The organism is Pseudomonas sp. Marseille-Q0931 (assembly GCF_940789645.1).
Classification (GTDB): Bacteria; Pseudomonadota; Gammaproteobacteria; order Pseudomonadales; family Pseudomonadaceae; genus Aquipseudomonas.
This window is the reverse complement of the sequence record NZ_CALNWT010000001.1, coordinates 304713-322362: the sequence shown is the minus strand read 5'-3', so window position 1 is coordinate 322362 and position 17650 is coordinate 304713. Positions and strand designations below refer to the sequence as shown.

At 65.1% G+C, this 17650-nt stretch carries 17 protein-coding genes and 1 pseudogene; 6 read left to right on the top strand and 12 right to left on the bottom strand.

Translation table 11 applies throughout. The features are described from left to right. Positions 1–39: 39 nt before the first annotated feature. The 9 genes and pseudogenes from P3C50_RS01625 to gspE form a co-directional block, all read right to left on the bottom strand. The gene (locus P3C50_RS01625) at positions 40–570 is read right to left on the bottom strand and encodes a type II secretion system protein M (protein WP_275544638.1); all 531 of its coding nucleotides are present in this window, start codon (positions 568–570) and stop codon (positions 40–42) included. After that, complete coding sequence (gspL, locus tag P3C50_RS01620; protein ID WP_275544637.1) at positions 567–1706, bottom strand: type II secretion system protein GspL; 1140 nt, start codon at positions 1704–1706, stop codon at positions 567–569. Before gspL ends, P3C50_RS01625 begins: the two co-directional genes overlap by 4 nt. Then, positions 1703–2674 carry a type II secretion system minor pseudopilin GspK gene (gspK, locus tag P3C50_RS01615; protein ID WP_275544636.1) on the bottom strand — a complete coding sequence of 324 codons (972 nt, stop codon included), beginning with the start codon at positions 2672–2674 and terminating at the stop codon, positions 1703–1705. Before gspK ends, gspL begins: the two co-directional genes overlap by 4 nt. Next, positions 2671–3366 carry a type II secretion system minor pseudopilin GspJ gene (gene gspJ, locus P3C50_RS01610; RefSeq protein WP_275544635.1) on the bottom strand — a complete coding sequence of 232 codons (696 nt, stop codon included), beginning with the start codon at positions 3364–3366 and terminating at the stop codon, positions 2671–2673. Before gspJ ends, gspK begins: the two co-directional genes overlap by 4 nt. Positions 3367–3407: 41 nt before the next feature. Beyond that, entirely contained in the window at positions 3408–3794 is a 387-nt protein-coding gene (gene gspI / locus P3C50_RS01605; RefSeq protein WP_275544634.1) for a type II secretion system minor pseudopilin GspI, read from the bottom strand. Then, a pseudogene (gene gspH, locus P3C50_RS01600) lies at positions 3791–4288 on the bottom strand (type II secretion system minor pseudopilin GspH); the annotation flags it as partial. The gene gspI and the pseudogene gspH, both read right to left, overlap by 4 nt. Before the next feature lie 103 nt (positions 4289–4391). Further along, on the bottom strand, positions 4392–4817 hold the full coding sequence (gene gspG, locus P3C50_RS01595) for a type II secretion system major pseudopilin GspG (protein ID WP_197855879.1): 426 nt from the start codon (positions 4815–4817) through the stop codon (positions 4392–4394). 3 nt (positions 4818–4820) lie between these two features. Continuing rightward, positions 4821–6038 (bottom strand): GspF family T2SS innner membrane protein variant XcpS, encoded by a 1218-nt coding sequence (gene xcpS / locus P3C50_RS01590; protein WP_275544633.1) that lies wholly within the window; start codon positions 6036–6038, stop codon positions 4821–4823. Between the two features lie 109 nt (positions 6039–6147). Beyond that, on the bottom strand, positions 6148–7635 hold the full coding sequence (gene gspE / locus P3C50_RS01585) for a type II secretion system ATPase GspE (protein WP_275544632.1): 1488 nt from the start codon (positions 7633–7635) through the stop codon (positions 6148–6150). A gap of 234 nt (positions 7636–7869) precedes the next feature. Here gspE and P3C50_RS01580 point away from each other — a divergent pair, with 234 nt between their 5' ends. Together P3C50_RS01580 and gspD are read left to right on the top strand one after the other, a co-directional pair. Next, a complete protein-coding gene (locus tag P3C50_RS01580) occupies positions 7870–8511 on the top strand; it encodes a type II secretion system protein N (protein ID WP_275544631.1) in 642 nt (213 codons plus the stop codon). Between the two features lie 4 nt (positions 8512–8515). After that, positions 8516–10459, top strand: coding sequence for a type II secretion system secretin GspD (gene gspD, locus P3C50_RS01575; protein ID WP_275544630.1), 1944 nt, complete (start codon positions 8516–8518; stop codon positions 10457–10459). A gap of 417 nt (positions 10460–10876) precedes the next feature. Here gspD and P3C50_RS01570 read toward each other — a convergent pair whose 3' ends face one another. Further along, on the bottom strand, positions 10877–12580 hold the full coding sequence (locus P3C50_RS01570) for an amidase (RefSeq protein ID WP_275544629.1): 1704 nt from the start codon (positions 12578–12580) through the stop codon (positions 10877–10879). Between the two features lie 212 nt (positions 12581–12792). On the opposite strand from P3C50_RS01570, the gene P3C50_RS01565 reads away from it, so the two are divergent. Then, positions 12793–13146: a DUF7079 family protein gene (locus tag P3C50_RS01565; RefSeq protein ID WP_275544628.1), complete on the top strand. Its 354-nt coding sequence runs from the start codon at positions 12793–12795 to the stop codon at positions 13144–13146. Positions 13147–13208: 62 nt separating this feature from the next. Next, positions 13209–13598, top strand: coding sequence for a GFA family protein (locus tag P3C50_RS01560; RefSeq protein WP_275544627.1), 390 nt, complete (start codon positions 13209–13211; stop codon positions 13596–13598). Positions 13599–13609: 11 nt separating this feature from the next. Here the strand turns inward: P3C50_RS01560 and P3C50_RS01555 are convergent, their stop codons facing one another. After that, a complete protein-coding gene (locus tag P3C50_RS01555) occupies positions 13610–14314 on the bottom strand; it encodes a class I SAM-dependent methyltransferase (RefSeq protein ID WP_275544626.1) in 705 nt (234 codons plus the stop codon). Positions 14315–14501: 187 nt separating this feature from the next. Between P3C50_RS01555 and P3C50_RS01550 the strand changes: the two genes are divergently transcribed. Further along, a complete protein-coding gene (locus P3C50_RS01550; RefSeq protein ID WP_275545327.1) occupies positions 14502–15563 on the top strand; it encodes an AI-2E family transporter in 1062 nt (353 codons plus the stop codon). Between the two features lie 100 nt (positions 15564–15663). On the opposite strand, the gene P3C50_RS01545 is transcribed toward P3C50_RS01550, so the two are convergent. Further along, positions 15664–16428: an SDR family NAD(P)-dependent oxidoreductase gene (locus tag P3C50_RS01545; RefSeq protein ID WP_275544625.1), complete on the bottom strand. Its 765-nt coding sequence runs from the start codon at positions 16426–16428 to the stop codon at positions 15664–15666. Positions 16429–16659: 231 nt separating this feature from the next. On the opposite strand from P3C50_RS01545, the gene P3C50_RS01540 reads away from it, so the two are divergent. After that, entirely contained in the window at positions 16660–17607 is a 948-nt protein-coding gene (locus tag P3C50_RS01540; protein ID WP_275544624.1) for a helix-turn-helix domain-containing protein, read from the top strand. Positions 17608–17650 lie beyond the last annotated feature (43 nt).

The following is a 17650-nucleotide window of genomic DNA, read 5'->3' as shown; positions in this document are numbered from 1 at the left end:
GCAAGAGTGGCGGGAATGCTTGCCAACAGATGTACCGGATCACTCGCCAGCACGCAGGCTCAGGCGCGCGATGACGCGGTTCTCCTCGGCGCGATCCAGCCCGGCTTCCTCGACGCGTATGCCCTGCCCCTCCAGCGCCTCGATCCAGCGCAACAACTGGGCGAACGCCACCGGCTGCAGGTTGACCTGCACGGCGCCAAAGCCTTCGGTATCCAGGCGCTCGATTACCAGCCCCTGCTCGGCCGCGGTGGCTGTGACCACACCCTGCAGGCGCGCGGGGTCAAGGCTGGGGCGTGGCTGCAGGTCACGGCCCTGTACCTGCGGCGCACGGCTTTGCAGGTACGCATACAGGGCGCGCTGCTCCTCGAACGCGGCGCGTGCCTCATCTGCGTGGCGCTGCGCCGGTTGCCACAACGCCAGATAGAACAGCACCAGCAGCAGAAAGACGCTCAGCGCCATCAGCGCCAGACGATCACGAGCCGGCAGCCCCTGCCAGCGCAGCGCCAATGGTGAGCGCTGCCATTGCTGTTGCAGGCTTTCGCTCAGGCCCATCTTCGACATGCCGGTCATCCTCCTATCACCACGCGCGCGCTGACACCCTCGGCATCGCGGCTGGCCGAGCCCATCTGCACGGACAGCCCTGCATCCTCCAGGCGCTCGCGCAAGCGTTCCAACTCGGCGAACCCAGGCGCCTGCAACTGCAGCGACAGATCAGCGCGAATCGCGCTGTAGTCGAGCTGGTTGACCTGCACCTGTGCAGCGCCATCGGCATTCAAAGCGGCAGCCACTTCGGCAAGCAATCCGAGTAGCGGGCTGTCGCTGCCGGCAGACTGCGCCAGGTGCTGATCGAACTGCGCACGCAGGTTGATCAGCTTGTTGTCCTGCGGAAACAGCTCGCGATACAGCGCCTCACTGGAGGCAGCGTAGGCATCGGCTTCGCGCTGCAGATACCAGCCCTGCGCCAGATTGAAGCCCCACTGCAAGACCAGACACAGCGCCAGCACCCCGCCCAGCGGGCGCCAGCGCAGCCAACCCTCGCCGCTCTGGCGCAGGGCGAACGCGCCCTGTGCCAGGTCGACGCCACCGCCCTGTTGCACCAGCCATTGATGCGCATCCGCCACTTGTAGCCGTTCATCGACCGGCTCGGGCAGCGCCTGGCTGGCCGGCGCTCGCGCGACGCAGGGTGGCGTGCAACGTCCTGCCAGCGCCGGCCAGTCCTCACCTTGCAGGGCCAGACGCCAGGGCGCCTCGCCCCCCAGCAACCAACGCGAGTGCAGCCAGAGCAGTTGGCTGCCGTGGCGCGGCAGCAGGTCAGCGTCGACGCGGATGGCCTGAGGTGGCTGCGCGGCGAACAGCGCCAGGCATTCACGTAGCCAGGCGACGCGCATGGCATAGACCCGATGCCGGCCATCGCCCAGGCGCTCGCCCAGGGCCAAATGCATCAGTTCGACATCCTCGGCCAGCAGTTCCTCCACCGCGAACGGCAGCGCCTGGCGCATCCAGCGCGCCTTCTGCGTCGGCAAGTGCACGGCGCATGCAGTCACGGCCTCCACCGGTAGCACCAGTTCCCAGTGCACGGGCAAATCCGCCAGGGCATCGGACAGGCTCAAGGAGCGGCTGCCGTCTGCCGTGACCCACTGCACGGGAAGATTCGCGGACAGTTCGTGGCACGCCTCGGGCGGCAGGAAAATCCATAGGGGTGTCATTCTTGTTCTTCCTCAATCGGCGCTGGCGGCAGCCCGCCCTGCCCCAGGTCACGCGCCAGGACACTGACCCGGCCATCATTGCTGCGCTGCAACAGGCTGCGCAATACCACCCGGCGTTCACCCAGGCTCACTTCGCTGAACACCTCGAAATACTGGCTGCCAACCGCCAGCCCCTGCACCACCTGTTCCCCCAACCCGGCCAGCGCAGGCTGCGCGGCAAAGGCTGCCGGGCTGGCGTAGCCATCGGCGCCACGCGCGGCGATCAGCGCCAGCGCCGCATCCGGCGTCAAACCATCGGACAAGCTGGAGAGCACCATGGCGCTGGCCGTATTGACGTTGAGCAACGCCTCGCCGGGCAACGCACTGACGAAGGGCAGCAAACGTCGATAGTCGGCCTCCTCCATCTCCAGCAACAGGCGCAACTCGGAAACATCGGTGATCTCACGGTTAGCCGTACGATAAGGCGGCGTCGCCAGCAGGTACTGGCTGTCCTCGGCGCCCCTGCCACCCTGCGGCTCGCTGTCGTTGTCCAGCCAGTCCAGCAGACGCTCGGCGTAGGGTTTATCCATGCCCAGGCGCTGCAACAGACGGCGCAGACGCAATACCGCCAACTCGTTAGGCCGGCCCTGGCGCACCAGGCTGTTGAGATTGAAGCGCCCGCTGGGGTCGACGATACGCACGCGCAGCTCGCCGCCCTCATCCAGCGGGAACTTCAACGGCCTGGCCCAGGCTTCCAGTGGATGGTCCACGGGCTGGCGCGGATCGCCCTGGCGCAGATCACGTTGTAGAACCGCCTTGGCCAAGGTCTCGCCACCCAGCGCGTATTGCCAGGCCTGCGTCACGTGCAACTGGTTGGCACTGCTGCGTATCGACAGCTGCTGCCGGGCGATCAGCCCGGCGCAGACCACCGTGACCACGGCAACCACCAGCAATACGGTGATCAGGGCCACCCCGTTCTGGCGCCTCATGACTGTGGCGCCTCGGCCGGATCGCCCGCACCGCTACGGTTCTGCACCGGCAGATCAGGCAGGCGGAGTAGGCGACGCAGCTCGCCATAGCGACGATGCTGCAGGCGCAGCTCCACCGCACGCGGCAGTTCGGTAAGCAGGCCATCGCCGGTCGCATTGGCCGGGGGCCAGTCGGGCTGCCACTGCCCGTCCTTGTCCAGGTAGCTCAGGCTCAGCGACTCGACGCCATCAAGCGCCTGCTGGATTTGCGGTGCGCTGTCCTGCGCGCGGTCCAGCACACGCCAATAACGCCGCTGCCATTGCTCGCCACTGAGCTGCCAGCGCACACGCTGCACCTCGGCTCGCGACTGGCCGAGCGGGTTGCGCCAGCCAGCACGGCTCAGCTCCAACGCCGTGGCATCGGCCAGATCGCTGTGCAATGCCGGCTGGGCATCGCCGAAACCATCGCGAATCGGCCGCACCGTCACCTGGCGCAGATCGCGCTCGAAAGCGGACAACGCACGAGTCAGCTCACGCAACTGGCGCTCGTGCTCACGGGTAACGGCATCAGCGCTGAGCACGCTGTCGAGCATGCGGTAGGTGGCCAGCCCAAGCAGGGCGAAGATGGCGATAGCGATCAGCAGCTCCAGCAGGGTGAAGCCGCGCTGACGTGATTTTGTAGGAGCGAGCTCTGCTCGCGAACCCGCATCCATGCCTTTTCGCGAGCAGAGCTCGCTCCAACAGGGCAGACGAATCACTGCGGCGCCCCCAGAAACCCGCTGAGGCTGACCAGTGCCCGCTCACGCAGATCGCCGCTAGCGCCGCGCGCCTCAGCGGCGACCCAAAGCGTCACCCGACGCATGGCCGGCTCGCTGGTCGCCTGGATCTCGCTCTGCCAGAGCCAGCGACGCCCGGCGAATTCCACCTGCCCTTGGTCGCGGCCATCGGCTGGCGGCGTGTCGGCCAGTTGCAACTCGGTCAGACGATTGTCGGCCACCCACATGGCCAGGGTCTTGTCCTCCAGCTGACTGGCGGTACGCACGCTACGCGCACTGGCGGTCAGCACGCTGGCGGCGACCAGGGCGAAGATGGCCAGGGCCACCAGCACTTCGAGCAGCGTAAAACCGCGCGCGCCCTTCATCCAGCGCGCCCCGCACCCAGCTCCTCGACACGCGGCAGGCCAAAGCCGTCGCTGGACAATTGCAGGCGCAAGCCATCGCGCCGCCGTTCGCCCAGACGCAGGCGAAACGGGGTCACCTCGCCGCTGGAGAGAATCAGCAGCTGCGGCGCGCCCGTACTGCTCGTTGCCGGCAGGGCGAGCGCCTCGCCCTCGACCTCGAACGACAACTCGGCCCACTCCGGCAAACGGTGTGTCTGCCGATCCAGCGCCTGCCACTCGGCGCGCAGCGGGTCGTAACGCATCACCCGGTAGCCCTCACGGGTGAAGCTCAGCCCGTATTCGCGGTTGTCCAGCACCGCTTCGTCGACCAGCACGCCGATCAGCCCGCTGAGCCGCTCGGCCTCGCTACGCAACTCGCGCGACGGCCCGGCGATGCCGGTGCTGAACACCGCCAGGCCGATCAGGCTGCCGAGGATGACCAGCACCACCAGCAGCTCGATCAGGGTAAAGCCGCGCTGACCAGGGTTTGTAGGAGCGAGCTCTGCTCGCGAACATGGGCGTTGTCGAACGCTTCGCTCGCAACACTCGCTCCTACGGGCGAACGACGGCATGGTCGGGTCAGAGATCCCAGTTGCCGATATCGGCGTTCAGGTCGCTGCCGCCCTGCTTGCCATCGGCGCCGAGCGAATAGAGATCGAAGGCACCCTTGGTGCCAGGCGCCAGGTATTGATAGGGATTGCCCCAGGGGTCGATCGGTAGGCGCTTGAGGTAGCCGTCCTTGTTCCAGTTCTTCGCCGGCGGGTTGCCGCTCGGCCTGTTCACCAGCGCCTCCAGCCCCTGCTGGGTGCTGGGGTAGTTGTGGTTGTCGAGCTTGTACATGTCCAGCGCCGCACCGATGGCGCGGATGTCGTTCTGCGCGGCGGTGACCTTGGCTTGATCCGGCCGGCTCATCACCTGTGGCACCACCAGTGCGGCGAGAATCCCGAGAATGACGACAACCACCATGATTTCGATAAGCGTGAAACCTGTCTGAGCTTTTCTCACCTGCTACCCCACCATTTGGTTCAACGAAAGAATCGGCAGCAGGATGGCCAGCACGATCACCAGCACCACTGCCCCCATGAAAACCAGCATGAACGGCTCGAACAATCCGACCAGCAAGGCGATCTGCGCGCTGAGGTCGTTTTCCTGGTTCTTCGCCGTGCGCGCCAACATCTGATCCAGCTCGCCGGAGCGTTCTCCGCTGGCGATCATGTGCAGCATCATCGGCGGGAACTGCCCGGTGGCCTCCAGCGACCGAGTCAGGCTGCCGCCCTCGCGCACTTTCTGCGCGGCCACCAGCACCTCGCCACGAATCACCCGGTTGCCGATCACCTCGCCGGCGATTGCCAACGCCTCGACCAGCGGCACGCCACTGCGGGTAAGGATCGCCAGGGTCGAGGCGAAGCGCGCGCAATCGGTGGCGCGCCCCAGCCGGCCGATCAGCGGCAGGCGCAGCAGCAAGCGGTGCCAGCGCAGGCGGAAGCCCTCATCACGCAGCGCGGCACGCAAGGCGACCACCGCCAATATCAGCACGACCAGCGCAGCCAGCCCCCAGGCCTTGACCCAATCACTCAGGGCGATCAAGCCACGCGTCAGCGCTGGTAATGTCTGCCCGGAATCGACGAACACCTTGACCACATCCGGCACCACATAACCCAGCAGGAAGCCGACGATCAGCAACGAGGCGCACATCAGAATCACCGGATAAAGCAGCGCCAGTTGCACCTTCTGCCTCGATTGCTGACGCTGCTCGGTGTAATCGGCCAACTGCTCCAGCACCGGGCCGAGATGCCCGGCGTGCTCACCAGCCGCCACGGTGGCGCGGTACAGCTCGGGGAAGGCGGCCGGAAATTCCTTGAGGCTGCCGGCCAGGCTATGGCCTTCCAGCACGCGAGCGCGCACCGCCAGCAACATGCCCTGGATACGCGAACTGGTGGATTGCGCCGCTGCTGCGCGCAGTGCTTCCTCGATGGGCAGCGCCGCCTGGATCAGCGTCGCCAATTGGCGGGTGACCAGCGCCAGATCAGGTGCCGACAGACCCCGGGCAAAGCCCAGGCGCGCCCCGCCACTGTTCTGCTCGCGGCTGCGCGTGGCCTTGACCTCCAGCGGTGCCAACTGCCGCTCGCGCAACAGTTGGCGCACCTGACGCGCGCTGTCGGCTTCCAGCACGCCCTTCTGCTGGCGGCCGCGCCCATCCAGGGCGATGTATTCAAAGGCGGCCATGGCTAGCTCGTATATCCGTTGAACGTGACCAAATCGACCGTGGGTCGACAATTCGCGGTCAAGACCGCTCCCACAGAGGGCACTGCAGACGCAAAACCGGTGATCCTCATCATTCTTCCCGCGTCACGCGCAGCACTTCCTCGACCGTGGTCACCCCTTCCAGCACCTTGCGCCGGCCATCGTCACGGATGCTCGGCCCCAAAGTGCGGGCATGACGAGTCATGTCCTGCTCGGAAGCGCGGCTGTGCACCAGAGTGCGCATGGTCTCGTCGAACACCACCAGCTCGTAGATGCCGGTACGCCCGCGATAGCCCTGTTGATGGCAATGGGCGCAGCCGCGGGCGTGATACAGGGTCGGCGGCGGGCTGGCCGGCACGCCGAGCAACGCGCATTCGGCCGCATCGGCCGGGTAAGGTTCCTTGCATGCTGGGCACAGCACGCGCACCAGACGCTGGGCCAGTACGCCGAGCAAGGAGGACGACAGTAGGAAGGGCTCCACGCCCATGTCCACCAGTCGGGTAATGGCGCCGATGGCGCTGTTGGTATGCAGGGTCGACAGCACCAGATGGCCGGTCAGCGAGGCCTGCACGGCGATCTCGGCGGTTTCCTTATCGCGGATCTCTCCGACCATCACCACGTCCGGGTCCTGGCGCAGGATGGCGCGCAGGCCACGGGCAAAGGTCATATCCACCTTGGTGTTGACCTGAGTCTGGCCGATGCCTTCGAGGTGATATTCGATCGGGTCTTCAACGGTGAGGATATTGCGCGTGTGGTCGTTGAGGCTGACCAGGCTGGCATACAGCGTGGTGGTCTTGCCCGAACCGGTGGGCCCGGTGACCAACAGGATGCCGTGCGGCTTGCGCACGGTCTGCTCCATTAGCGCGCGATCCTCGCCGCGCATGCCCAGATGCTGCAACGACAGGCGCCCGGCCTGCTTGTCGAGCAGGCGCAACACCACCCGCTCGCCATTGGCCGACGGCAGCGTGGAGACGCGAATATCCACCTCGCGTCCGCCGACCTTGAGCGAGATGCGCCCGTCCTGCGGCACGCGCTTCTCGGCGATATCCAGGCGCGCCATGACCTTGACCCGCGACACCAGCAACGCGGCCAGCTCGCGCTTGGGTTCGAGCACCTCGCGCAGGATGCCGTCGACGCGAAAGCGCACCACTAGGCGCTTCTCGAAAGTTTCCAGATGAATATCTGAGGCGTTTTCCTTGATCGCCTCGCCAAGGATGGCGTTGATCAGACGGATGATCGGCGCGTCGTCTTCCTGCTCCAGCAGGTCTTCGGTTTCCGGCACCTGATCGGCCAGCGAGGCCAGGTCGAGGCTGCCGCCGATATCCTCGGCCAGCTGCATGGAAGCGGAATCGTGCTGATAGGCCGCGCCCAGCGCCTGGGCGAATTCGTGAGTGCCGAGCACCTGCAGCGGTAGACAGCGCCCGGCAAAACGCTGGGCTTCGGCCAACGCGACCAGGTCGCAGTCGGCGCGATGAGTCAGGCTGGCGCGGCCGTCATGCATGACGAACACCACGCCATGACGCTTGGCGAAGCTGAAGGGCAGGCGGCGCAGCGGAGTTTCGAGCAACGAAGCGTTCATGCGTGACCTTAGAGCAGAACCTTGTCCCGGTAGTACAGCCTAATCTGACTGCCTGGCCCAATGGGCCACCTCTGAGACGGTCTTGTATGTTTTATTCGATTATCTTTAGCACATTGCCTGGAACTGCACACCCAACCTATTCTGAGGATGCCAAGCTTGCCCAGGCTGCTATGATCAGCGCGCGACGCCCCGGACCATAAGAAGAATTAAATCGTCGTTTGCGGAGTAACGCCTTTGCCCATCCCGGCCCTTTCCCAGCGCCTCAAGGACAATGCCCCAAGCCTGATCGGCATGCTCGTGCTGATCGCCCTGAGCGTCAGCCTGGCCTGGCAGAGCGCCGAATTGCTGCGCCTGGTGCGCGCCCCCGATCAGCCGCCCACCGCTCAGAGCGCACCCACACCCGAACAACGCGCCCAGGCGCCCATCGCCCAGTTGTTCGGCACCCCACGCCAGGCCGACAGCGGCCCGCCACCGGCCACCAACCTGCAACTGACCCTGCTCGGCAGCTTCGTTCACAGTGACCCGCAGCGCTCCAGCGCGCTGATCCAGCGCCACGGCCAGAGCGCGCAGCGCTATAGCGTCGGCATGGATGTGGACAGCGGCGTGCGCCTGGACGCCGTGTATGCCGATCGCGTCGAGTTGCTGCGCAACGGCCGCCGTGAAAGCCTCACCTTCCCGCGCCAGCAAAGCGGCCAGTACAGCTATACGCCACCGGTCGAAACCAGCCCCGACGACTCGCTGCAACAGCTCGATCAACTCGACCAGGACAACCTCGAACAACTGCGCCAGCGCATGCAAGAGCTGCGCGAACAGATGGAAGCCTCTGGCACCGCGCCTGAGGAAACGCCCGCCGAACAGCCCATGGAAAGCGACTGACCCGATGCATGTTCTCCGAAGCCGACTGACCCTTGCCCTCCTCGCCACCGGCCTGGCCACTGCTCCCCTGCCCCTGCTCGCGCAGATCGAACAGGTTCCGGCCAGTGCCAATCAGCAGGAGGAAAGCTGGACCATCAACCTCAAAGGCGCCGACATTCGCGAATTCATCGACCAGATCGCCAGCATCACCGGGCAGACCTTCGTCGTCGATCCGCGCGTGAAGGGCCAGGTCAATGTGGTATCGAGCACGCCGCTGGGGCTGTCCGAGGTCTATCAGCTGTTCCTCTCGGTGATGGCCACCCATGGCTTCAGCGTGCTGACCCAGGGCGACCAGGCGCGCATCGTGCCCAACGCCGAAGCCAAGGCCGAAGCCGATGCCGGCCGCCCGGCGCCGGATCGCCTGGAAACCCGGCTGATTCAGGTGCAGCACGCACCGGTGGCCGAGCTGATCCCGCTGATCCGCCCGCTGGTGCCGCAGTATGGCCACCTGGCCGCCGTCACCTCGTCCAATGCGCTGATCATCAGCGACCGCAGCGCCAACATCGCACGCATCGAAGACCTGATGCGCCAGCTCGACCAAAGCGGCGCACAGGACTTCAGCGTGGTTACCCTGCAGCACGCCTGGGTGATGGACGCCGCCGAGGTGCTAAACGCCTCCATCGCCCGCGGCCAGGCCAAGGGCACCAGCGCCACGCAGGTGGTGGCCGATGCCCGCACCAACCGCCTGATTCTGCTCGGCCCACCGGAGGCCCGCAGCAAACTGGCCGACCTCGCCCGTTCGCTGGACAGCCCCAGCAGCCGCTCGGCCAATACGCGAGTGATTCGCCTGCGCCACAACGACGCCAAATCCCTGGCCGAAACCCTCGGGGAGATTTCCGAAGGGCTCAAGACTCAGGAAGGCAGCGAAACTACGGGTCGACAGTCGAATATCCTCATCCGCGCCGACGAGAGCCTCAACGCCCTGGTGCTGCTGGCCGAGCCCGACCTGGTCGCCACCCTCGAAGACATCGTGCGTCAGCTTGACGTGCCGCGCGCGCAGGTAATGGTCGAGGCCGCCATCGTCGAGGTCTCCGGCGACATCACCGATGCCCTCGGCGTGCAGTGGGCGGTGGACGCCCGCGGCCGGACAGGTGGCCTGGGCGGGGTGAATTTCGGCGGTACCGGCCTGTCGGTCGGCACCGTGCTGCAGATTCTGCAGAGCGGCGAGATACCGGAAAACACCACCCTTCCCGACGGTGCCATTATCGGTATCGGCAGTGACAGTTTCGGCGCACTGATCACAGCGCTGTCGGCCAACAGCAAGAGCAACCTGCTGTCCACGCCTAGCCTGCTGACCCTGGACAACCAGAAGGCAGAGATTCTGGTGGGGCAAAACGTACCCTTCCAGACCGGCTCCTACACCACCGATGCCTCGGGCGCCGGCAACCCCTTCACCACCATCGAACGCAAGGACATCGGCGTGACCCTCAAGGTCACCCCGCATATCAACGAGGGCGCCACCCTGCGCCTGGAGATCGAGCAGGAAATCTCCTCCATCGCCCCCAGCACCGGGCTCAACGCCCAGGCGGTCGACCTGGTGACCAACAAGCGCTCGATCAAGAGCACCATCCTCGCCGACGACGGCCAGGTGATCGTGCTTGGCGGCCTGATTCAGGACGACGTCACCCAGGCCATCTCCAAGGTGCCGCTACTGGGCGATATCCCTCTGCTCGGCGGTCTGTTCCGCTCGACTCGCGACTCGCATATCAAGCGCAACCTGATGGTCTTCCTGCGGCCCACGGTAGTGCGTGATGGCGCCGGCCTGGCGGCGCTTTCCGGCAAGAAGTACAGCGATCTCCGCATCATCGGCAATGGCGGCACCAACGACGGCCGCCCAAGCATCCTGCCCAGTCAGCCGAGCCAGCTGTTCGACGGCCAGGGCGTCCCGGCGGTGGATTTGCGGCGGTAGGGAACGAGTGAATCGTAGGGCGGGTGTAACCCGCCATTGCTGCCGTGGCGGGTTGCACCCGCCCTACGTATCGGATCGTGGAACGCCACGGACCGTGGGAGGCGCTTTAGCGGCGACAAGCTCTACAACAGTCGCGGCTAAAGCCGCTCCTACAAGGCAGTCAGCGGCTGGTCGCTGTTCTTCTGTAGGGCGGGTGAAACCCGCCAGAATGGCGCGTTGCGCACGCCCTACGTATCGGATCTTGGAGCGCCACGGAGCGTGGGAGGCGCTTTAGCGGCGACAAGCTCTACAGCAATCGCGGCTAAAGCCCCTCCCATAAGGTAGTCAGCGGCTGGTCGCTGTTTTTCTGTAGGAGCGAGCTCTGCTCGCGAAAAGCGCTTCGCGAGCAAAGCTCGCTCCTACACGACAGAGGTTTGATCAACCCAACGGAGGCGTACGCGGCGGCACCTGGCGCTTGTTGCCGGTCGACTCATAAGCCGCCGCCAGTTGCAGCAGCGCATTGTCGTCGTAGGCTCGACCGGCGAAGGTCAGGCCCACCGGCATGCCGATATCGGCCATCACGCCCATCGGCACGGTGACGGTCGGTACGCCCTGGTGACGGATCGCCAGGTTGCCATTGGCGACCCACACGCCATTGCTCCAGGCAATATCGGCGGAAGCCGGGTTGACGTCGGCATCGGCCGGGCCCACATCGGCCACAGTGGGAAACAGCACCGCATCCAGCCCCAGTTGATCCATCCAGTCCTCCAGATCGACCTTGCGAATCTGCTCCAGGCCGCGCAGGCCATCGGGCAGCGTGGCGATCTGATCCCAGGGCTTGATGCCGCGCTTGGCCATGTTGACGTACTCGTCCATGCCCGCCGCCAGGTCGCCCTCGCGGTTCGGCAGCGTACCGGGGTCATGGGGGAAGATCTGCGGGCCATCCACATCGGCCAGGCGGTTGAGTTTCGGATCGCCATTGGCGCGCAGGAAATCGTCGAAGGCCCAGCCGCTCAGCTCCCACAGCTCGTCATGCAGAAACTCCGGGGTGACGATGCCGCGATTGAACACGGTCGGCGCGCCGGGGCGGTCGCCCTCGCAGTTGGATACCAGCGGGAAATCCACCTCCACCACCTCGGCGCCCGCCGCTTCCAGTGCCTGACGCGCGGCTTCCCACAGGGCGATCACCGTCGGCCGGGTGTGGATACGCTGGCCAGTCGGCCCGCCGATACCGGGCGACTCGCTGGTGCCGGCCAACTCGTCCTTGTTGATGAACATCTTCGGCACGCCCAGGCGTTTGCCCTTGAGCGCGTCGGCCTTGGCGGCAAGCGCCAGGTAGGAATCGGGGCGCACATCGGAAGCCTTGGGGATCGGCACCCAGGGCTGCAGACGCCAGAGGTCGCCGCGCGTATCCGGGTCATCAGCCACCACCACGTCGAGCACCTCGAGCAGATCGGCCATGGTGCGGGCATAGGGCACCACCACGTCCATGGTCGGCGTCAGCGGCCAGTTGCCGCGCACCGAGATCACCCCACGCGACGGCGTATAGGCACACAGGCCGTTGTTCGAGGCCGGCCCGCGCCCGCTGGACCAGGTTTCCTCGGCGAGGCCGAAGGCCGAAAAACTGGCCGCGGTGGCCGTGCCGGCGCCGTTGGACGAGCCGGAGGCGAAGGGGGCAGTCAGGTAATCGGCGCTGTAAGGGCTTTCAGCGCGGCCATACACGCCACGCTGCATGCCGCCATTGGCCATCGGCGGCATGTTGGTCTTGCCCAGGCAGATGGCGCCAGCGGCGCGCAGGCGCTCGATGGTGAAGGCGTCGCGCTGGGCCACCAGATCCTTGAATGCCGGGCTGCCGGAAGCCGCTGTCAGGCCCTTGACCAGGTAGCTGTCCTTGGCGGTGTAAGGGATGCCATCGAGCGGACCGAGGGTTTCGCCACGGGCGCGGCGTGCATCGGAAGCCTCGGCTTCCTTCAGTGCCTCGGGATTGCGCACCACCACCGCATTGAGTTTGGTTGGCGTGTCCGGGCCATCGTAGGCATCGATACGCGCCAGGTAGGCCTTGACCAACTCGACCGCCGTGGTGCGGCCGGACTCCAGCGCGGCACGCAGCTCGGCGATGGAAACTTCGGTTACCTCGATCATGGTGTCATCACTCGCAGAGGACGGGCCGGCCTTCACCGGCCCCAAATACAAAAGCTGTACGTTTGCGCCCGACGCCCACAGGCAGATCGAGCCGCGCAACTATGCGCCCGATGATACATGCCGCCGCGCCTTAGCAGCAGCCCGCCGCCGATGGTTAGGCGGCGCACGACCCTATACAGTCTCGGCACAGCGCTACAGGTACTCGAAGGCTCATGACTCGCGAAGAACGCATCCAGCTGTGGGCGGTGTTGTCGGAGGTATTCGTCGACAGCGAAATCGACTACGCCTGGATCGCTCGTCAGTTGCAAGGCTATGACCGCGCCATAGCGCAAGCGGCCTTCTACGAGGATGTCGCGCCCGCGTGCTACTCCAACCTGCTTGCGCCCATCCCACCGATCTGGACCGGCTTCGACAGTACCTGGCTCAGCGAAACCATCGACAGCGCCCGCGCCGCTCGCGATAACTCGGCGCTGCGCCATCTGCGTGACCGGCTCTTTGTCGCTTACTTGCGCCTGGCACTGAAGTCGGAATGGACGAACATCGAGCAAGAGCTGGATCGCCTCTAGCCCTCCCGCCATCGCCTGCTATGTTTTCAGCTCCTGCATGCCAACCTCAGGAGGACGAGCATATGGATCGTTTCAGCGGCGGCTGCCTTTGCGGCCAGGTACGTTTCGAAACCAGAGGCCAGCCTTATCGGGTCGGCGTCTGTCACTGCATGGATTGCCGCAAGCACCATGGCGCCCTCTTCCATACCTCGGCGATATTCCCGCAGGACGCGGTGAAGATAGAGGGCGAAACCGGCCAGTACGCTGGCCGCCACTTCTGTCCGCGCTGCGGCTCATCGGTGTTCGGGCGCTCGGCGGGTGAAATCGAAGTGAATGTAGGCTCGCTGGATGAGCCGGACCGCTTCACCCCCACCTACGAACTCTGGACCATCCGCCGCGAGGCCTGGCTACCGCCCTTCCCCTTCGACCGCCGCTACCCGCGCGACCGCGAGGGCAGCACGCGCCATGAATGACCGCGCAGGCCTTATGCGTTCGCCGCGCGCCGGCAAATCCAGCCGTGCATCAGCCCGGCTTGGAAGAACGGCGTCGGCGCCGTAAAACCGCCTGCCTGGATGATGCCGGCCACCTGCGGCGCCGGCAGCACCGCCACGTCGCGCGCATAGGCCGCACGCGCCCGCTCCAGCATCTGCGCGTCGACGCCGGCCGATGACATCAGCGTCATCCAGCCAGGCAGCAGCACCTCGTAGGCTGCTGAGTGGATGTCCGATGCCAGGTCGGCGTTGGCCAGCAGCCCGCCCGGCTTCAGGCGCTGGGCGATCTGGCCGAAGAAACCGGTACGCGCCTGCGCGTCGGTGAAGAACTGCGACACCAGAAAGCAGGTGGCAGCATCATAGGCCTGACCTGCCGCCAGGGTTTCCAGATACCCCTCGTGAAAGTCGCAACGATGGGCAAAGCCGCCGCGCTCCGCACGCTGACGGCACACCTGCAGCATCGCCCCGGACGGGTCGAGCGCGGTGAAGCGCCAACCGGGAAAACGCTCGGCCAGATGAGCGATCTCCGCACCGGTGCCGGTGCCCACGCAGAGAATCCGTGCGTCGGCCGGCAGAGCAACGAACAACGCATCGAGCAGCAAGTACAGCGCTTCGCGAATCGGCACCATTCCTGCCCATTGCTGGTCGTAACCTGCCGCCTGCAGGTCGAACAGTGCCTTGATTTCCTCATCACGCATGGCAAACCCTCCGTCGAATGATCGTCCTTACGCTCTCCAGTATCCCAGAGCTGTCAAGCCCTCCCCAACGGCCTGAAATGGAATCAGCCACAACGCGGGAATGAGCGATCTGCCAATGACGAATTCGTGGGCACTTTGCCAGAGCTTCGGGGGACTAACGGGCATGCCCACTCCCAGCGGACCCGATATGCAGAACCCGACCTTCGAACAGAAAGCTTTCATCCTGCTGCTCGTGCTGGTGACCGTCGCCTTCTTCTGGATCCTGCTGCCCTTCTATGGCGCGGTGTTCTGGGGCATGGTCCTGGCCGTGGTGTTCGCCCCGCTGCAGGAGCGCCTGATCCGCCGCACGGGTGGGCGCAGCAACCTGGCTGCCCTGCTGACATCGATCATCTGCCTGCTGGTGGCGATTCTGCCGGTGATCTTCATCACCTCAGCCGTGGTCGCCGAAGGCGCGTCTCTCTATCAAAAGCTGGAGTCCGGCGAACTGGACATCGGCAGCTACGTCACCAGCGCCATCCAGATGTTGCCGCCGTCGATACAGGAACAGCTCGACCGCGTCGGGGTGAGCGACCTGGACGGCCTGCGCGAAAAGATCTCCGATGGCGCCTTGGTCGGCAGCCAGTATCTGGCGACCAAGGTTTTCGCGATCGGCCAGGGCACGTTCGAGTTCTTCATCGACTTCTTCGTCATGCTGTACCTGCTGTTCTTCCTGCTGCGCGACGGCAAGCAGTTGGTCCGCAAAATTCGCACCGCTATTCCTTTAGCTGATACGACCAAACGCCGCCTGCAGATCAAATTCACCCGCGTGGTGCGTGCCACGGTCAAGGGCAACGTGGTGGTCGCCGCGATACAGGGCGCACTCGGTGGCTTGATCTTCTGGGTGCTGGGCATCTACAGCCCGCTGCTGTGGGGCGTGCTGATGGCCTTCCTGTCGCTGCTGCCGGCAGCCGGGGCCGGCATCATCTGGGCGCCGGTGGCCATTTACCTGATGTTCAGCGGCAGCCTGTTGCAAGGCGTTGTCCTTACCCTATTCGGCGTGCTGGTAATCGGCCTGGTGGACAACATCCTTCGCCCCATCCTGGTCGGCAAGGACACCCGTATGCCCGACTACCTGATCCTTATTTCCACCCTCGGTGGCCTGGCCCTGCTGGGCCTCAACGGCTTCGTGATCGGTCCGCTGGTGGCGGCTTTGTTCGTGTCGAGCTGGAATCTGTTCAGCGCGAAGAAAAAGGTCAGGTTGCCGGACTGAGGCAAACTGAAACCACCGAGGAACAGCCCTGCGCACGATCTTCCGAGGGGCGTGCGCTGCGCCAGCAGGAGAGCAGGCGCAGCGCATGCCCGCTGGCTGGTCAGCCAGCCGTCACGGTCATGCCGCCATCGACCATGACCACGGCGCCAACCATGAAACTCGCCCGTTCTGACGCCAGGAAGGCAACCACTTCGGCAATTTCCTGCGGCTGAGCCGCACGACCGATCGGCGCGTTCTCGCCGTGCTGGGCCAGAAACGCCGGACCGTCTTCCACCACATCGTTGAGGATGTTGGTCACAACGTCCCCCGAGCCGACGGCATTCACCCGAATGCCATGCTCAATGGCCTCGAGCGCCAGCGTGCGAGTCAGCTGGGCCAGCGCCCCCTTCGAAGCGGCATAGGCAGCGATGGTGGGAAAGGCGAAGTAAGAGGCATAGGAGGCGATATTGACGATGGCGCCTGCCTTGTTCGGCATCATCACTTTCATCGCCTCGCGGCAATGCAGAAAGGCGGCGGTGGCGTTGACGGCCTGAATGCGCTCCCAATCCTGTCGGGTCATTTCCACCAGCGCCTTGTTGATGATGATGCCCGCATTGTTCACCAGGATATCGAGCCGACCGAAGCGCTCGACCGCCAGCGTCACCGCACGCTCGGCGGCGCCGTCCTCGGTGATGTCCGCCACCAGCGGCACCAGCCCCGGCTGGGCCAGTTCTTCCACGGCAGGATCGATATCCTCCGCGATGACCCTGGCTCCGCGAGCATGCAGCAAAAGCGCGGTAACCCTGCCGATACCGCTGGCAGCGCCTGTGATCAGGGCGACTTTACCCTCGACTTCCTGGGTGGTGATGTTCTTGATGTCAGCCATGGTGATTCCTCCTCATTCGGCGAAACGAGAGTTTCGCCAGCGAGCACACAGGGTGCGTTAGAAGACGGTTTCATCCTCTCCCGATTGGCCATGGCAGGCTTTTGCCGCTTTGCGCGGGCTGTCGCGATCTTGCGCGCAATCCGTATGAGTAGCCGCTGAGGCATACACGGCTGGCAGCCCGGCGCCCGTGCGCTAACCTGTCCAGCGCCGCCCTGACATCGGGCCCCATCGATGGACGCGTTACTGGTGAGCCAATCCGAACCTGCCGCCTCCTGTTCCGACGCCCTGCGGATCACGGCCGAGACCATGTGGGAATACCTGCCGAGCGACGCCCCCGCGCCGCCACAGCCACATGCCCTGCAGGACGTGGTGTTGCACCTGTTCACCCACCGCAGCATCGCCGAACCGATCATGGTACCTGCGGTGGCCGAACCGCTGCTGGTGATGGTGCTGGCGGGATCGGCGATCGTCGAAGAACGTGCAGCGGGCAGCGAATGGGAAAAGAGCGAGGTACGCATCGGCGACTTCTTTCTGACCAACACCACGCAGCCCTACGAAATGCGCTGGCAGACCATGGGCGGCGACAGTTTCGAAGTGATGCATCTTTATCTCGCCCCCGCGCTGATCGAGCAGGCTGCGCGCGACCTTGGGCTCCGAGCGGCCGGCCCGGTAAATTTCGTCGACGTATCCGGCGGTCGTGACGACTGGGTTCGCCTGCTGCTCGAACAGCTGCGCTCGGAGCTTGTCGACAGCCGTATGCCCAGCCGCCTGCTGGTGCACAGCCTGGCACAAGCCCTGGCGATTCACCTCGTGCGTACCTATCGCGCCCCGCTGCCCACCGGCAGGCGCAGCAATGCCTTGCAAGCCTACAAATTAAGACGCGTCCTCGACCTGATGAACCAGCGCCTGGCGCAAGACCTCTCCCTGGCCACCCTGGCGCAGGCCGCGCAACTGAGCGAGTACCACTTCAGCCGCCTGTTCAAACGCGCTACCGGCTTATCGCCGTCGCACTATTTCATTGGCCTGCGCATGGCTCGCGCCCGGCAACTGCTGCTGGAAACCGAGCGCAGCGTGATCGATATTGGGCTGGAAGTGGGTTACTCGAGCGCCAGCCATTTCTCGCAAGTCTTTCGCCGGGAAGTGGGCGTAACGCCGAGCGCCTACCGCAATCCGGGATAGGATTGGAGGAGTAATCGTTCCAATACCTTCGGCTTCTCGCAAA

What these genes read in the sequence shown, in the direction of transcription:
- gspI (WP_275544634.1), bottom strand. Translation starts at nt 3,794, where the DNA reads ATGAAGGGCGCGCGCGGTTTTACGCTGCTCGAAGTGCTGGTGGCCCTG.
- gspJ (WP_275544635.1), bottom strand. Translation starts at nt 3,366, where the DNA reads ATGGATGCGGGTTCGCGAGCAGAGCTCGCTCCTACAAAATCACGTCAG.
- P3C50_RS01560 (WP_275544627.1), top strand. Translation starts at nt 13,209, where the DNA reads ATGGATCGTTTCAGCGGCGGCTGCCTTTGCGGCCAGGTACGTTTCGAA.
- P3C50_RS01565 (WP_275544628.1), top strand. Translation starts at nt 12,793, where the DNA reads ATGACTCGCGAAGAACGCATCCAGCTGTGGGCGGTGTTGTCGGAGGTA.
- P3C50_RS01625 (WP_275544638.1), bottom strand. Translation starts at nt 570, where the DNA reads ATGACCGGCATGTCGAAGATGGGCCTGAGCGAAAGCCTGCAACAGCAA.
- P3C50_RS01545 (WP_275544625.1), bottom strand. Translation starts at nt 16,428, where the DNA reads ATGGCTGACATCAAGAACATCACCACCCAGGAAGTCGAGGGTAAAGTC.
- P3C50_RS01540 (WP_275544624.1), top strand. Translation starts at nt 16,660, where the DNA reads ATGGACGCGTTACTGGTGAGCCAATCCGAACCTGCCGCCTCCTGTTCC.
- gspL (WP_275544637.1), bottom strand. Translation starts at nt 1,706, where the DNA reads ATGACACCCCTATGGATTTTCCTGCCGCCCGAGGCGTGCCACGAACTG.
- P3C50_RS01550 (WP_275545327.1), top strand. Translation starts at nt 14,502, where the DNA reads ATGCAGAACCCGACCTTCGAACAGAAAGCTTTCATCCTGCTGCTCGTG.
- P3C50_RS01555 (WP_275544626.1), bottom strand. Translation starts at nt 14,314, where the DNA reads ATGCGTGATGAGGAAATCAAGGCACTGTTCGACCTGCAGGCGGCAGGT.
- P3C50_RS01570 (WP_275544629.1), bottom strand. Translation starts at nt 12,580, where the DNA reads ATGATCGAGGTAACCGAAGTTTCCATCGCCGAGCTGCGTGCCGCGCTG.
- gspK (WP_275544636.1), bottom strand. Translation starts at nt 2,674, where the DNA reads ATGAGGCGCCAGAACGGGGTGGCCCTGATCACCGTATTGCTGGTGGTT.
- xcpS (WP_275544633.1), bottom strand. Translation starts at nt 6,038, where the DNA reads ATGGCCGCCTTTGAATACATCGCCCTGGATGGGCGCGGCCGCCAGCAG.
- gspD (WP_275544630.1), top strand. Translation starts at nt 8,516, where the DNA reads ATGCATGTTCTCCGAAGCCGACTGACCCTTGCCCTCCTCGCCACCGGC.
- gspE (WP_275544632.1), bottom strand. Translation starts at nt 7,635, where the DNA reads ATGAACGCTTCGTTGCTCGAAACTCCGCTGCGCCGCCTGCCCTTCAGC.